General features: G+C 51.0%; 13 protein-coding genes. 12 read left to right on the top strand and 1 reads right to left on the bottom strand.

Translation table 11 applies throughout. From position 1 onward, the window contains the following. Window positions 1-1,247 precede the first annotated feature (1,247 nt). The 12 genes from HMPREF2955_RS14655 to HMPREF2955_RS14605 all read left to right on the top strand — a co-directional run bounded on the left by HMPREF2955_RS14655 (window position 1,248) and on the right by HMPREF2955_RS14605 (window position 14,599). Window positions 1,248-1,472 carry a hypothetical protein gene (locus tag HMPREF2955_RS14655; protein WP_070724123.1) on the top strand — a complete coding sequence of 75 codons (225 nt, stop codon included), beginning with the start codon at window positions 1,248-1,250 and terminating at the stop codon, window positions 1,470-1,472. A gap of 331 nt (window positions 1,473-1,803) precedes the next feature. Next, window positions 1,804-1,941, top strand: coding sequence for a hypothetical protein (locus tag HMPREF2955_RS16400; protein ID WP_168166914.1), 138 nt, complete (start codon window positions 1,804-1,806; stop codon window positions 1,939-1,941). Between the two features lie 61 nt (window positions 1,942-2,002). Beyond that, a complete protein-coding gene (locus tag HMPREF2955_RS14650) occupies window positions 2,003-4,291 on the top strand; it encodes a TonB-dependent receptor family protein (protein WP_070724122.1) in 2,289 nt (762 codons plus the stop codon). A 59-nt stretch (window positions 4,292-4,350) separates the two neighbouring features. Further along, window positions 4,351-5,130: a class I SAM-dependent methyltransferase gene (locus tag HMPREF2955_RS14645; protein WP_070724121.1), complete on the top strand. Its 780-nt coding sequence runs from the start codon at window positions 4,351-4,353 to the stop codon at window positions 5,128-5,130. A gap of 2 nt (window positions 5,131-5,132) precedes the next feature. Beyond that, a complete protein-coding gene (locus HMPREF2955_RS14640) occupies window positions 5,133-5,747 on the top strand; it encodes a hypothetical protein (protein ID WP_070724120.1) in 615 nt (204 codons plus the stop codon). Between the two features lie 130 nt (window positions 5,748-5,877). After that, window positions 5,878-6,453: a hypothetical protein gene (locus HMPREF2955_RS14635; protein ID WP_070724119.1), complete on the top strand. Its 576-nt coding sequence runs from the start codon at window positions 5,878-5,880 to the stop codon at window positions 6,451-6,453. 49 nt (window positions 6,454-6,502) lie between these two features. After that, window positions 6,503-7,549 (top strand): hypothetical protein, encoded by a 1,047-nt coding sequence (locus tag HMPREF2955_RS14630; RefSeq protein ID WP_070724118.1) that lies wholly within the window; start codon window positions 6,503-6,505, stop codon window positions 7,547-7,549. A 5-nt stretch (window positions 7,550-7,554) separates the two neighbouring features. Then, the gene (locus tag HMPREF2955_RS14625) at window positions 7,555-8,145 is read left to right on the top strand and encodes a hypothetical protein (RefSeq protein WP_246830182.1); all 591 of its coding nucleotides are present in this window, start codon (window positions 7,555-7,557) and stop codon (window positions 8,143-8,145) included. Further along, entirely contained in the window at window positions 8,142-10,652 is a 2,511-nt protein-coding gene (locus tag HMPREF2955_RS14620; RefSeq protein WP_070724116.1) for a TonB-dependent hemoglobin/transferrin/lactoferrin family receptor, read from the top strand. The genes HMPREF2955_RS14625 and HMPREF2955_RS14620 overlap by 4 nt, the downstream gene beginning before the upstream one ends. 13 nt (window positions 10,653-10,665) lie before the next feature. Then, entirely contained in the window at window positions 10,666-11,862 is a 1,197-nt protein-coding gene (locus HMPREF2955_RS14615; RefSeq protein WP_070724115.1) for a hypothetical protein, read from the top strand. Window positions 11,863-11,874: 12 nt separating this feature from the next. Beyond that, window positions 11,875-13,542 carry a hypothetical protein gene (locus HMPREF2955_RS14610; protein ID WP_070724114.1) on the top strand — a complete coding sequence of 556 codons (1,668 nt, stop codon included), beginning with the start codon at window positions 11,875-11,877 and terminating at the stop codon, window positions 13,540-13,542. A gap of 301 nt (window positions 13,543-13,843) precedes the next feature. Continuing rightward, window positions 13,844-14,599 (top strand): hypothetical protein, encoded by a 756-nt coding sequence (locus HMPREF2955_RS14605; protein WP_070724113.1) that lies wholly within the window; start codon window positions 13,844-13,846, stop codon window positions 14,597-14,599. Here the strand turns inward: HMPREF2955_RS14605 and HMPREF2955_RS16705 are convergent. Further along, window positions 14,586-15,058 (bottom strand): hypothetical protein (locus HMPREF2955_RS16705; protein WP_210401337.1); only part of this gene is annotated, 473 nt, incomplete at its 5' end. The two genes, HMPREF2955_RS14605 and HMPREF2955_RS16705, sit on opposite strands and share 14 nt — an antisense overlap.

Raw genomic sequence — 15,058 nt, 5'->3', positions numbered from 1 at the left:
ATCAAACTCTCCATTGTAAAATGTCTGCGCATTTTTCTTTATCCATGAAAGAAAAAGAACAACGCTAAAAGTTTTATGCCTTGCGGCATTATCCCATCAGGACGAGCACCCAAATCTATCGTAGTTCCACTCACCTGTACCGGTTAACCCACATCTTTAATAACAAAGACCTGGGAGAACCGACGGTTCTTAATGTTCTACCCAAACGCGCCCATCCCATAAAGAACAAGCACGTCTGCTCTTGTACTACTACTGTCTATGTAAATCTTTCAATGAACTCTTTCTTGATTGCAAACGGAGAACTTCGTTCCCGAAAGCGGATGCAAAGGTATACACTTTTTCATTTCCCGCAAAACATTCACAAGAAAAACATTCAATTCAGTCCTATATTTAACATTTTGAAACACTTTGCGCGCTTAAAAACACCATTACACCTTATATATATAAATTAAACACTCCGCAAAAAGAACAAAATTAGAGTACAACCAGAGCAACAAATAACACATTGAAGACTTAAACCATATTGCATGGTTTAACAAACCAGCCATGCTAATACCGACACCACAAAGACCAGACAGGCTAAACTAACTAGACAAACCAGCTTGGCTAGACAGGCAAGTTTAACCTTACACAATGGGGAAAAGCCAACCCTAAGCACGGCAAATAAAGCTAACCCCACAAAGAAACCCCACAACAAAAGAAAAGAAATGCACCGCAACAACACTACACCTGTCGCACTCATGTAAAGTTTTCAGCACAAAATTTAACATTATGGCTGCCGTTTTTGCCTACCAACCGCTCACCCTGCGCAAAAAATCGATTCTCGCGAAGGTTTGTTTTGATGCAAAAAGGGGTTAGTTTGTGAATACGATAAAATGAATATTTATTTCAAAACACCGCCATTTACACCACATTTGGGGCATTTTGCCGCTAAATACACTGCGTTCTGGTGCTAAACGCAGTGCGTTTTGGTACAAAATGCAGTGTGTTTTGGTGCTAAATGCAAGGCGAAATGGTGCAAAACGCAGGGTAAAATGCCGCTAAACGCAAGGCAAAAAGCATAAACATCCACTGCAATTGCATAAACAAAACCTTTTAGAGCGATGAAAAACATGGCCGAAAAGGGTAAAATAGGGGTTAAAAAAGGTTCTTCCGTTAAATGGATAGATTTGTACAATAATTAACTTTTACGGGTAAACAGATTCGCCACCTAATAAGGCAACAACAGAAAATATAACTAACTAAAAATGAGGATAGTAGAAATGGCGAGAAATGATATTAAAAATTCATCCTTACTAAAAACAAAATTCCTCATCTACGCATTTAACGGAAGAACCTTAAAAAACGGGGTTTTAGGGGTAAAATGGGGGCAATTGGACTTGAAAAAACACGAGCATTCAACCAAAATAGAAAGGCTAAATGGTGCAAAACGCAAGTTGTTTTCTCAAAAAGAGACAAAACAAAAGACATAAAAAGCTAGAAATAGTGTCCAATTACCCATTTTTCGACCTTTATTCTCGCTAGAACGGAGCAAAATTTAGAGCAACATTGTAAAAACAAAGCAAAGAATTAACTTTTAAAGCTGATGCGTTTGCGGGTTGACGCATTCAGCAACTGGTGGCTTTCGAGAGTTTATGCGTTAGCAATCTTCTATGCCTGCGAGTGGTGAGTGTATCCGTTTATCCTCTTCTAAGTACGAAACCGCATTTGCAAGCCCCAAATGCGCAAGTGTGTTTTTTGCACGTTTGTGCGCCGGTAAGGTTTTGTACATACAAGCCGCAAGGGCTGTAAACTTTTAAAACGATGGAAGATACGCACAACGACACAAAAGACAGACGAAGCACATCTGCCGGCATCGCTTTGCGAACAGGCGGCAACACCCCCACTTTTCCCCTCCTCTCAGCAGCCTACCTAAAACTAGGTATTTTGCATTTTCGGTAACATTTGTTACTCTTCTTGTTGGTTTGCGACTCTAACTTTGCAGCAAAAATTAACAAAAAAAATGGACGCACGCTTGAAGCTTGGCTTAGCATTTTGGTTCACCATGACGAGTTGGATGGCAGCAAGGCCACCATACCATCTACACCATGCCCTGCCAAACGCCACAGACAACGACAGCACCCAAGCCGATAAGGCACGAAACACGCTGCCACGCGTGGTAAACCTCAAAGAAGTAAACGTGCTGGCACCCCGACAGCTAACGCAACCCACCGTGGCACAAGCCCTAAACGAGCAACGGCTCATTGCCGGAAGCACATCGCTGGTGCAGATGTCGCCCCTACGGCAACGGCTGTCTACGCTGAAAGATGCGTTGGCCATGCAACCAGGCGTTATCATTCAAGAGTTCTTCGGACTGAACGACCAACCCCGACTCAACATCCGCGGTTCGGGCATACAAAGCAACCCACAACGCAGGGGCGTGTACCTGCTGCAAGACGGCATACCCGTGAACTTTGCCGACGGCTCTTACATCATCGGCGTGATGGACCCCATGACGGCCCACTTCGTTGAAGTGTTTAAAGGAGCCAACGCCCTAAACTTCGGTGCAAGCACCCTTGGCGGAGCCATCAACTTCGTTTCGCCCACGGCCAACAAGCAACATGGGGCTAACACGCTCGTAAAGGTAGAAGCCGGAAGCTATGGTTACAGGGCTGTGGCTGCAAGCATGGGATACCGTTGGCAAACAAGCGATGCCCACATAAGCACGTCGTACAGCGCGCAAGACGGGCACCGGCTTTACAACCGCAACACCCGATGGAGCATTGCGGCCAACTATGGGCTGAAAAACCTTAATGGGCATGTGGAAAATCGTACGTACCTGCACTTCACCTGGCTGAAATTCCAGTTTCCAGGGCCGCTCAACATGCAGCAACTGATGGACAACCCCAAGCAAGTTAACGCCGGCGTAGACCTTCCTTTCAGCATGGGGCCGAACGTTTTGCGCGATAAGCCACGCCGTTTTGCGCGCATGATACGCGTGGCCAACCGCACGGGTATCCGCTTCAACGCCAACAGCGACCTCGTGGCTGCCGTGTATTACCAATATGCCAACGACCAATTTGTGTTTCCCATCACCATTTCCATCCCCCACTCGTTTCATCACGATGGCGGACTGACCGTCAGCTACCGCCTCAACACAGGCAAACACAACCTGCGTGCAGGCCTTGTTGCATCGGCAGGACAAATAGATCGCCGCACCTATATCAACAAAGACGGGCTAGAATCGTTTATGTTTGCCCACGACAACCTGCAAGCGCGCAACCTGACTCTCTTTGCAGAAGACTTGATCAGGCTGACGTCGAAACTGAATTTCGTGGCCGATGCCCACCTCGTGTACAACGAGCGCAACAGCAGCGACCGCTTTCCACAGCCCGACCTTCGGCCGTGGTACAGCCACATGTCCAAAAAGTACCGCTACTTTCGTTCGCAAAGCATAACGCTCAACCAACACTTTGCGGCCTTCAACCCACGCATAGGGTTGATATACAGTCCCTTTAAGGGCGAAGACGTGCAGCTGTTTGGCAACCTAAGCCGAAGTTATGAGCCGCCAACCTTCGACGAACTGGTTGGCACGGAGGTAACAACCAACATCAACACCAGCCCTAAGCGGCTTTACGCCATTGCCTTAGACAAGCAAACGGCCACCACCTTGGAACTGGGAAGCAAGGGACGGACGACGCGTTTTTCGTGGAATGTGGCCGCCTACCGTTCGTGGGTACGCAATGAAATACTAGAAGTTAAAGACTACGTGCGCGGCATCAAGCGCACCGAGAACTATCCCACAACCCTACATCAGGGTGTGGAAGTGGGGCTAAACGCCGTTGTAGCCGACAATCCTTGGGGCATAAACGCGGGTAAGCTGACCCTTGGCGGAGTGTACGACTTCAGCGACTTCCGTTTCAGCGGCGGCAAATACCAAGGCAAACGCCTGGCAGGCATACCCCAACACTATCTGAACCTGTCGGCCGAATACGAGCATTCGTGCGGTCTTAGCATTGCGGCACAAGTGGAATGGAAACCAGGCGAAACCCCCATCGACCACACCAACACCATGTTTCAGCCCGCATACCGCGTGTGGAACGTGCGTGCGGCCTACGCACTGGGCAAAAACATCAGCCTGTACGTAGAGATGAAGAACGTGGCCAACAGCCGTTACGCCTCCAGCTACGTTATCAGCGACGAGATACATAACCCGCCCATCCCCTTCCCCAACTTCTCTGCAAAGCAGATGGCGTTCTTCATTCCCGCCCAGCCGCGCTGCATATTTGGGGGCATAACGTGGCAAATGTAGGCATTGCCTCCTTAAACAACAGAAATGTTTTACACCGTTGAACTTAACATATAACCATCATGACCGAGAAAAAAATGAACATGGAGCAAGGCCATTGGGTGCTTGCCAAACTTGGAAAAAGGGTGCTTAGACCAGGAGGACGCGAACTTACCGCCCAAATGTTAGAGGCAATGAACATCAACGAGACCGATGACGTGGTGGAGTTTGCACCAGGATTGGGACAAACGGCCCGCCTAACCGTAGCCCATAAGCCACACTCGTACACCGCCGTAGAGCTGAACGAAGAGGCCGCCAGCCGTGTTCGGCACAACGTAAACTATGCCAACATGCGCGTAGTGGCGGCCGATGCCGCACAAACAGGGCTACCCGATGCCTGTGCAACAAAGGTGTACGGCGAGGCGATGCTCACCATGCAGAGCGCACCGCAGAAAAACGCCATTGTAAGAGAGGCGGCACGACTGCTGAAAGCGGGCGGACTGTACGCCATTCACGAAATTGTAATCTGTCCCGACGACGCGGGCAGCGAGCTACAACGCACCATTGAGAAGGACCTTGCACATAGCATCAAGACCAATGTGCGCCCACTAACGCTCTCGGCATGGCGCGCCGTGCTTGAAGAAAACGGCTTCGAGGTAGTATGGACAAAACAAAGCCCCATGCACCTGCTAGAATGGCGCCGCGTGGTGGCCGACGAAGGATGGGGCGGTTTCCTGCGCATCGTTTGGCGCATGCTTCGCAATGCCCCTGCCCGGAAACGCGTTTTGCACATGCGGAGCATATTTAGGAAGCACGACAAGAACATCCAAGCCATCTCGATGGTGGCGCGAAAACGGGCTTAGCGATGGTTGCACACAACATATCCCAACTGCGCGGGGCGGCCATTGGGCTTGCACTTGCCCTCCTTACAACAACGTTTGTGGGGGCATGCACCGACAACATGCGCTCGCCCGACCTGGAACGGGCCGACCAACTGCTGCCCAACCGCAACGAGTATGCCGACTCTAACCTGCACACTCAAGCGCAAGCCAAGCTTGTGGCAGGGCTGTACGACTCGCGGCTCGACCTTATTTACTACGATGCCGACCGCGTAACGCCTCGCCTTTACTTCACTGGTGGGGATGCAATAGTGCCGCTCACAGCGAACAACAACGGGTGGTTGCAACTCCGCGTGGTTGATTTCCACACCCAGTTCATGCCGCTCTACATGTCGATAAACATGAAACTATTGCTCACCGACACGCCTGGCGACACCATCCGCCTAGCAGGCAAAGACGGCTCGGTGCATACGAGCGACCACGGAAAAACCATCGGGCTGCCGCTTCCCGAAAGCGACGATGCCGAAATGGAGGGCTTTTACCTCAAATCGAAAGGCGAAATATACGCCATTATCGACCTGATGTTGCCCGTTCCGATGAAAATCAGGTGGCAGGGCAAAAAGCAAATGCCCACACCTTAACCGCTTATCGGTGCATGAGAAATGGCTGCGCCTGCACCGAAAGCATAGCAAACAAAGCGTTTTACCGCCCAGCAGCCAGCATTATTCACCTTTCCCCAACAGCAAGTTGGGCTAAAAAAACAATCAACATATGAGAACTATAAGTATTAAAAACCTTTCCGCATTGCTCCTTATGCTCGTCATGGGCATGAGTTTGACCACCGCTTGCAGCAGTTCAGACGACAATGAAGTTGACAACAGCATCGTTACCCGCATGGTTGGCACATACAAGGCCACCATCGCCCCTACAATGGGCAACAAGAAAATGGCCGAAGGGCCGCACACCTTATATATAGAGCGTGCGGCCGATGCACAACAAGTGCGCATACACTACGAAGGTTTCAACGCGCCCTTCCTCGGCGAAGACGGCAAGCCCTTAGCATCGCGCATGCCTTTCGACATGGCCGTTGATTTCACACTCGACGTAACCCCAGGGAAAAACGGCGAGCTACAGCTTAAGTCGGTAAAGGGATTTTTTAAGGCCACACCGCACAACGGAGAAAGCGTAAAGCCGGGGCAAGCACCTGGCGGCATAGCCATTCCCGACCCCAAAGGTTTTGAAACAGACAGGGCTACTGCCGAAGGAACATGGAAAGACAACAAGCTTGTTCTGCGCATCTTCCCCAACATCCTACCTGTGGTGGTGAATGTCGAAGCGGCTAAATAACAGAACCGACAACTACATCACCATAAACTAAATAAAAAATAGAACAACTATGCCAAACTCAAACAAAGCACTCATCCAAGCCCAGCGTTGGTTTGCCATCGCATTTACAGGCCTGTTCGCCTTTTTCCTTGTAGGCTGTACCACATCCGAGCTAGACGAAAACGAGCGCGCACTTGTCGCCAAACAGCAACTGGCCGACAAATTCGACCAACTTTTCAACCTCGCCTTCGAGTCGCCAGACAAAGCAGAGGAGCAGTTTAACCAGCTAGTGTTCAGCGATCTCGTAACCGACGACCACAATCTGTTGGCCGACGACGACGTCCGCGCCTTTCAAACACTGGTGCAAATTGCCGTAAGACTTAACAGAGACGCCCGCGACGTACCTTCAAAGATGAGCCAAAACACGCTGTTCGACATGTACATAGCGCGCAACCAGTTGCTCATCTCGAGCGGAAGCACGCTCTACGAGCTGCCCTACCGCCTGCGTAGCGGCGAGAGATACCAACGATTGAAAGAACTTGTGGCACAGATAGACAAAGAAACTCAGAAGTATGTAGACCAATTGAGCAGCAAAACACAAGCTCCGCCCAAAGACATCACCGGCACACAATGGACCTGGACGTTCGACATAGACAGCATTCGAGAAAACGTTGCCGACCTGAACGAGGGCGTGTACAAGTCGATGAAAGAGTTCGCCTTCGACTTTACGCTTAATGCCGACAATACAGTGAAGGCCCAACGTTTCTTTCTTTTGCCTGCCGTTGAGGAATACAGCAAACGCTTCAACGGCGATGGCGACTGGCTCGAAGCTAACATGAGCGAAACGCCCATGCGCTACGCCACCTACGGCAACAAGATATTCTTCCGCATCCCAATGAAGAATACTTCCAACTTCTCTGATGGGTATGGTGATGTGAAGCGCGAATGGTACTACGAGTTTACCTATCAACGTAATGGCAAGAACCTCGTTTTGAGCCAGCCCCGCATCGGGTTGTTCGTTCAAATCAAGCAATTCCTAACCTCGTATGCCGACAAAACATTCGAAGCAAGCTATCCCGAACCCTTTAAGCAAATAACCCTAACCCCGAAAAAATGAGCCCTATGCCACACTTTAAGTTGCTAGCCGCCCTGCTCACGATGTTGTTTTCCCTTTCGGGGTGCATCGGTCGGGAGCTAGACGACAACGACACTTTCCAACAGGCGCAACCCTCTGAGATGGATGCCGACAACGCCTTGCTGCTTTCGAAGATATTCGTGATAGACGAAAGCAACACCTACCTGTGGTTCGACCTGCACAACGAGGTGGCCAATTTTTCACAACCCGAACTGCTCCTATCCATAGACAATGGCGGGACGGAGGGCACATTGCGCATTCCCCTGCGCGGTCTGCTTTACGAATACCGAGCCAACGAGCACACGCTAACGTTTAAGCGCGTGCCGCCACGGTTCTTAAACTGGGGCGAGGCAACGGCTTCGTTCGTCTTCAGCCTCACGCAAACCGATGGCGGCAGCATCTTGTTGCCCGGTGGAAAAACGCAGAAAGGGTCGAAACCCACGTTCGAACTTGCCCTCAAGTCTATCCTCATAGACGGCGCGCAAGCTCCCATAGCGGTGGGAACGCCTTTCAATGCCAACGGGAGAAGCATCAAGATGAAGCCCTACACCAAGAAACTAACGCTGATAAACGGATGAAAAGACATACACATACAACTGCCGATGCCCTTAGTGGGCAAACCATCCGCGCAGCGTTGGCACACTGCAAGCCAGGCGTTTTGCTTGCCTGGCCACTCTTGTTTGCGTGCTTCGTGCCCGCAATTGTCAGCGCGCAAGCCGTCGTTAACGACACCACACGTGCGCACAACATCAAAGAAGTGGTGGTGAAAGCCAATCGCGGAGCGCGTGCCGTGGGCATGATTAAGCAAACGGCAGAACAGCTTAAGGTGGAAATGCCTGCCGACATGACCGACCTTGTGCGCTACATGCCCTCCGTGGGCGTGTCGATATCGGGGTCGCGCGGCGGCATGCGGGGCTTCGCCATGCGCGGTGTAGAGGCCAACAGGGTGGCAATAAGCGTAGACGGGATATTACAACCCGACATCCAAGACAATGTCGTGTTCAGCTCGTATGGCCTTTCCAATGCCTCGCGGATAGACTTCGACCCCTATCTGGCCTCATCGGTAGAGATACAAAGGGGTGCAAACTCGTTCGTATCTGGCAACGGAGCACTGGGCGGAACGGTGAACTACAACACCAAAAACGCACGCGACCTGATAACGAAAGGCCAATGGGGAGGGTTCGCCCACGCAGGATATAACGGTAAAGACAACCTACGCTCGTTCATCGGAGGGGCAGCAGCCCTGTGGAAACAATGGGAAGCGTTGCTCATGGTTACCCGCCGCGACGGCAACGAGTTGCGAAACTTCGCACACGGAGCGCGAACCCGCAACATCACCTCTACCCAAACAGACCCCACCTCCTTTACACAACACGCCTGGTTGGCCAAACTTGCCTATGCGCCCAACGAGCACCACCGCATTGATGCGGCCTTCTACGCGATGAACCGAAAGGCTGATGCCGAGGTCTGGACACTCGAACCCATAGACGCTTTCACGGCAGAAGGCAAGCCTTATTATTATTCGCACGACCAATCGCTCACCCGACAGGCTTCTGCCGGCTACCGCTTCACGTCAGACGAAGCACTGGTTAAGAAGTTCGCTGCCAGGCTACACTATCAGGTTTCGTATCTCGATGCCACTACGTGGACAGACTATTATCGTCCAAACTTCGACAAGCACAACGGCGACATGACCCTGTTGCACGAGGGCAAGCGCGACAAATACCGCGCACAAGAGATTGGCGACGCCCTGTTACGCCTCTCGGCCGACACCCGTAAGCTGCCCCTTGGCGCGCTAGGCCAACACAGCCTAAACCTAACTGCCACCACTTCGCTGCGCAATTACAACTCGCGCAACGTGGATGTGGAAAATCCCGTAGCAGCAAACAGCGTAGACGGCTACACCGTTAAGCACGGAAAGGTGTATCTTTTGGGCGAGAACATGGGCACCACGGCCGAAGCTTACGCCTTTGTAAACCCCATCAAGCGGTTCAACTTGGCCCTGTCGCTGCTAGACGAAGCCACGCTTTCGCCCGTGCTGAACCTTAAACTGGGCGTGCGTTACGACCTTTTCCGCACAACAGACGATGCCGACACGCAGGCGCGCAACACCGGATACATTGCCTACCTGCTGCAAAACGTGCAGGGAGCGAACATGGATTTCAGTCCGATACGCAACACCCAGGGTGGCCTTTCGGCACTGGCCGTACTGGCATACACGCCCAAACCGTGGCTCAATTTGGCCTACAAGTTCTCCACTGGCTATCGTGTACCCAACATCGAAGAGCAATATTTCCAGTTCTACAGCACGTGGCCATCGTTCCTTGTGATGGCAAACCGCGACCTGAAGCCCGAAAAATCCATCAATCACGAGTTGGAAATAACAGGCAAAACCAATGCCCTGGCCTACATGTTCAGTGCCTATTACAACCATTACTCCGACTTTATCGAGCTTCGGCAAGGCCTGCTCACGGTGAGCGAGCCACTTATGCCGCAAGAAAAACGCCTGGCCTACGTAACCAACGTTAACCGCGACCGCGCCCATCTTGTAGGTTTCGATGCCGCACTGCAACTGTATCCAGATGCTTGGTGGCCCGCCTTACGCGGCATTTCGCTGTCGTCGGCGTGGAGTTACGCACAGGGCGAGTCGTCTTCGGGCATGAGCATGCTCAGCGTTCAGCCGCTTGCCGGAAACCTAGGGCTAGCCTACACCAGTGCAAATAAGCGTTGGGAGGTTAACGCCAAGATGAATTTCCACTTCGCCAAGCCCATTTCGCAAACCACATTTTGGGACCGCGATGCCTCCGGACGCGACATCATTCGCCGTTTTCCTGCCGCATTTTTAGAGAACGCATACACCTTCGACCTCTATGCCTATTATAAAATAGGTGGCCACATCACGCTGAGGGCGGGCGTGTACAACCTCTTCGACACCCAATATCACCGCTGGGACGACCTGCGGCAGCTCACCAACCCCGCCTTGCTGGGCAACATCAACCTCTTCTTTAAAGACGGGCGCAAGTCGCTCGCACGCTTCACACAGCCTCGCCGCTATCTATCGGCGGCCATAGAAATTAACATTTAAAACCCCGCATATAATGAAACACATCGTTTTGGCGGCCTTGTCGCTCGCCACTTTGTTCGCTGCATGCGACCAACGCAACGTTATAGACGTACACCAAGAGGCCTCCGTACCCGACCTGAACAACCCCGTGGTGCAGAAACTCACCTCCACCACATGGTTTAAAGACGTGAACTTGAACATTCCCAACGAGTCGTGGAGCAGCACCAACTTCAGCAATAAGGCCTCTGGCCCATTCGAAGGCATGCTCTACTCTATGGCATGGCTGGGCATGGAGCTGCAAAGAGACGGCACCTCCACGCTCATCTTCTATCCACCGCTTACGAAATACCAATTCCTCCTTTGCAGGGGCAAGTGGAAAACATCGCCAACCGACCCCAACACCGTTATCATCGACACCAAAACACCCGTGGGATATGCCACCTTACGCGTGAAGGTGATGGACCTGCAAACCAAAGACAACGTGGCCATGATACGCGCATACGTTGACGCAGGCGACCGCGTGATGATGATAGACTTCTTTAACGGAGGCTCGGTGCTGGAAGGCGGCTCGCCAACAGAATTTCCCGACCTGCGCAACATGGGGCAAGCATGGTTCGACGGCATGCAAGTTAGCCGACAACCCATAGACAAGGCCCTGTTCAACAACACCGCTTGGGAAATGTCGCCCTATTCAAGCGAATCGGAAAGTAAATTCGAAATACCCCAATTGGCCATCCGAACAACTTTCGTTAACGACTTCCTCACCAAGACACCATCCCTTGTTTACGGGGCGAAATTCAACTTCGCACAAGACGGCAACGTGTACATAGACATTCCATCCGTCGTTAAAGAGACGGCGTTCCGCCCTTGGGCATCGCAGGTTGAAGACAAGAACATCATGGTAAAAGGCACTTGGCGCACGCAAGGCAACCGCATTATCGTCGAAACAAACGAGCTGCCGTTCATCAGTGTGGGCGAAGCACTCTTCCGTGTTCCAACAGACCAACGCCCGCTCGACGTGCTACTCAGCAACGACAACGGCGATGCCGTAAAGGTTTGGAAAAACTATTACTACATCATCGAGTACATCAAGCCCACAAACACGGGCGCATGGTTCCGCATTTCATCGCCGCAAGAAACCTATTATCTCTTCATGCTCAAGCAGCCCATCGCCACTTTAACCGATGTTAAAGGCGTTAGAGAAACCGCAAAAACGTTGACACAACCCTAACACAAAGCTACAATGAACAAAACATATATCACACTGGCCGCCACAACGGCCCTGGCACTTGCCCTGAACTCGTGCCAAAAGGGCGACTTGCTCAACGTCGTTCAAGACGATGTGGAGCTGAACGAGAACACCGCCCAATACCAGGAATTCATCAAAGAGCGCGTTACCGACTACGCCCGAGCTTACCGCTTTGAGCAGGCACGTGCCAATTTGCCCAAGCTTACCGATGAGGCTAACCGCAAAGAGGGCGAACGCATCATCAACTTCTACCACGCAAAAGCCCTCAAAGACGGCTTCGCATACCTTTTGCCCAACGGCGACTCGCTCTTCTTAAAGATGAAAAACGAAGAGAACCTGCCGCCAGAAAAGATAGAGCATATTCTGCAATTCAACCAGTATGCCGAGTTCAAAGGCCTGGGGCAAGACGTTACGTTGTGGGGAGCAGGCAACTTTCCAAACACGAAAAGCATTTACATAACCGAGGCGCAGATAACAAAAATGCTCGACCTAGACAAGCTTACAAAGCTAGAAGAGGTGCGACTAATCTTTGAAGCCGGCAACTTCGATTACACGCTTTGGTTTCCCAACCGCCCCTTTAAGCCCATAGACGTAAGCGGATACGACTTCTCGAAGAACGACAAGATAACATGGATGGAGTTTAAGCACTGCGATCTCACCGCAATAAAAGCGCCCACAAACGTGTTCCCTATGTTTAAAGCAAGTTATTGCGAATACAACGCAAACACCATCAACACCCCGAGGGCGCGTAAAATGCAGTTCGAGACCTGCAACATCCTAGACCCCGACATAAAAGTTACCAATCCCCACTTGCGCAGCTTAACCATCACTACCGATTATAATGCAAACAACAGGGGTTTTCGCACGTTCGACATTAGTGCTAGCCGCATTAACTATTTCTCTATTTATCAGCAAAGCAGCAAGCAACATGAAGTAGAGGAGATTAAGCTCAATCAGTATCTAGACACCCTCGAGATAGTAGGCCTGGGCAATAGGCAGAAAAAAGCGAAAATAGTGGGCCTAGACAAGATTAACAAGCTGAAACGACTGGCATACAACTTTAACGCGTGGCCCATGTTGCCCCAAGACATACCCTGCGCCGTTACGTCTCTGAGCCTGCCTGCCAGCAGCCCGCCAGACATCAAGGTAGGAACGCAGATAGACTATACCAAAGTGCAAGGCCTGCGAGAGCTAGAAGTGCAACAATTCATAACAGCCAACACCGTTTACCCCGAAAACTTGGACTCGCTTATCCTCAAACCCTTCAACTATATCGACCCCGTTAAGACGTTAGACCTTAGCCACACCAAGTTAAAAAGGTGTGAGTTGTATTTTGGATGGACGACAGGCGTGGAAGAAAGTAGGCCGGACATGCCCCGAATTAAACTTATAAAGATGCCAACCACGATAGAAAAGCTAGATTTAAGCTCGATAAATACGGAGGTTCTAGACCTTACGGGCTTAGACAATCTTAGTTTTATAAAGATAAATGATGATCTTACCAACCCGATTAAGCGGATTATCTTCCCTAAGAACCTTAAACGAAGCAACTTTAAAAAGAGCGACGACTTCATAATAAGGGTAGACAAGGGGAAAACCGAGCTTGTTAACTACCCTTCGTGGGTTACGCAAGACGAATATGGTAACGACGTTGCGAAGTAAAATCGAACATATTCTGGCGAAATGGTAATAAAACGAACAAGGCAACCACTCCCTTCCCCGCTCTCCCACCAAGGGAGGGGGGCGAAGGGGCTTGTGGAACGAGGGGGCAGTAGGCCAACTGTAAGTTGACATGCCAACGCACTGGCAAACAAACAAGCAGCCAAACAAACCCTTATCTGTACAAGTCCACATCTCCAGAAACCCGTAAAACCACGTTCGTACAAAGCCACAAACCCATATCCTCATCAACACATAAACTAATAAACTCACAAACTAAAATCTCATAAACCAACACAACACTATGCAAAAAAAAGCAATTCGCTCCCTACTATGGATGCAGGCGCTGCTTTGCGCCATGTTCTTATTCGCGTGTTCTAACGACGACGACAACAGCAACGCGCCCCTACCGAAGCCCGACCTCAAGGAGTTGAAGGTGCAAGTGGCCGCAGACACCAAGACCAACACCGCCACCGTAAACGTGGCCAACGCCCCAGCCGAGGCATCGCTAAGCCTGGTTTTAGACGTTGAAAGGGGTAAAGCACTAGACCAAGCCACAGCAGACAAAAACGGCACACACACCTTTAAACTGCCCCTGCTGGCCGGCTATGAACAAAAACTGAAACTGGTAGTGAAAAGCGGAGCCACCAGTGCCGAGGTGAACAACCTTACTTTGCCCGCTGCCGAAGAGCAATACGCCGACGAACAAATTGTACAGGGCTTGCAAAAACACAAGTGGCTGTCCGACCAAGAGCGTTCGCGCATCATCGTAGACCACACTAGCACAAACCCCTACCACATGTTTGTCAACAAGGCCGTAAAGCATTTCGAGTTCCTGCCCAACTCCAAGTTCAACTTTACCGTGACCTCTCCCAAGTCGATGACCTTCCCCGACGGCAAATGGAGCGTTAAGAACAAGCGCGTAGACATAGACACCCGAATACCCCTAGGCCCGATGCTCCTGCGCAACTCGCGCATACAAACCCTCACCGAGAAAGAGATGGCGATGCTAACCGAGGTAGACGGCGGGTTGTTCCTCCTTTGGTTCACGGCCGAATAAACGCCGCTACCTGGCCGCAAGCCAGACTAACGGCCATCATCCAAGCTCCACTTACCCCCGTTTTGCCGAAATTCGGCGTTTGTAGGGGGTAACCCAAGCACCTCTCCCAGTTGCATGGTTCGCCATGCCGCTGGGAGATTTCTTTTTGTAAACTTGGGTTCGGCATAAAACGCAACGCACCTCCGTGAGGGAGTTCAGCACATCGGCAGCCCCCAATTTCGTACAAAGGCTTGCACACACAGGGGGTCTTTACCTCGGTGCTTAAACACACCATCAACCATTTCTCCACCAATACCCGTTTCTGCACCGAGCGGTTTGCACCCCAAAACCCCACCAACAAAAAGCCGCTCGCGCTTTTGTTTTGTACAATTTTCGGTTTATTTTTTAACATTATGAGTGCCTTTTTTGCCCACCAATCGCCCACACGCCGCAAAAAATCGATTCTCGCGAGGGTTTGTT

Origin of the sequence: Prevotella sp. HMSC073D09 (assembly GCF_001814145.1) — a bacterium.
Classification (GTDB): domain Bacteria; phylum Bacteroidota; class Bacteroidia; order Bacteroidales; family Bacteroidaceae; genus Prevotella; species Prevotella conceptionensis.
Note: the sequence above shows the minus strand (reverse complement) of the source record. Positions and strands in the feature narration are given on the sequence as shown.

Coding starts and splice junctions, on each gene's coding strand:
- HMPREF2955_RS14640 (WP_070724120.1), top strand. CDS start 5,133: ATGGTTGCACACAACATATCCCAACTGCGCGGGGCGGCCATTGGGCTT.
- HMPREF2955_RS14635 (WP_070724119.1), top strand. CDS start 5,878: ATGAGAACTATAAGTATTAAAAACCTTTCCGCATTGCTCCTTATGCTC.
- HMPREF2955_RS14650 (WP_070724122.1), top strand. CDS start 2,003: ATGGACGCACGCTTGAAGCTTGGCTTAGCATTTTGGTTCACCATGACG.
- HMPREF2955_RS14615 (WP_070724115.1), top strand. CDS start 10,666: ATGAAACACATCGTTTTGGCGGCCTTGTCGCTCGCCACTTTGTTCGCT.
- HMPREF2955_RS14620 (WP_070724116.1), top strand. CDS start 8,142: ATGAAAAGACATACACATACAACTGCCGATGCCCTTAGTGGGCAAACC.
- HMPREF2955_RS14645 (WP_070724121.1), top strand. CDS start 4,351: ATGACCGAGAAAAAAATGAACATGGAGCAAGGCCATTGGGTGCTTGCC.
- HMPREF2955_RS14605 (WP_070724113.1), top strand. CDS start 13,844: ATGCAAAAAAAAGCAATTCGCTCCCTACTATGGATGCAGGCGCTGCTT.
- HMPREF2955_RS14655 (WP_070724123.1), top strand. CDS start 1,248: ATGAGGATAGTAGAAATGGCGAGAAATGATATTAAAAATTCATCCTTA.
- HMPREF2955_RS14610 (WP_070724114.1), top strand. CDS start 11,875: ATGAACAAAACATATATCACACTGGCCGCCACAACGGCCCTGGCACTT.
- HMPREF2955_RS16400 (WP_168166914.1), top strand. CDS start 1,804: ATGGAAGATACGCACAACGACACAAAAGACAGACGAAGCACATCTGCC.
- HMPREF2955_RS14630 (WP_070724118.1), top strand. CDS start 6,503: ATGCCAAACTCAAACAAAGCACTCATCCAAGCCCAGCGTTGGTTTGCC.
- HMPREF2955_RS14625 (WP_246830182.1), top strand. CDS start 7,555: ATGCCACACTTTAAGTTGCTAGCCGCCCTGCTCACGATGTTGTTTTCC.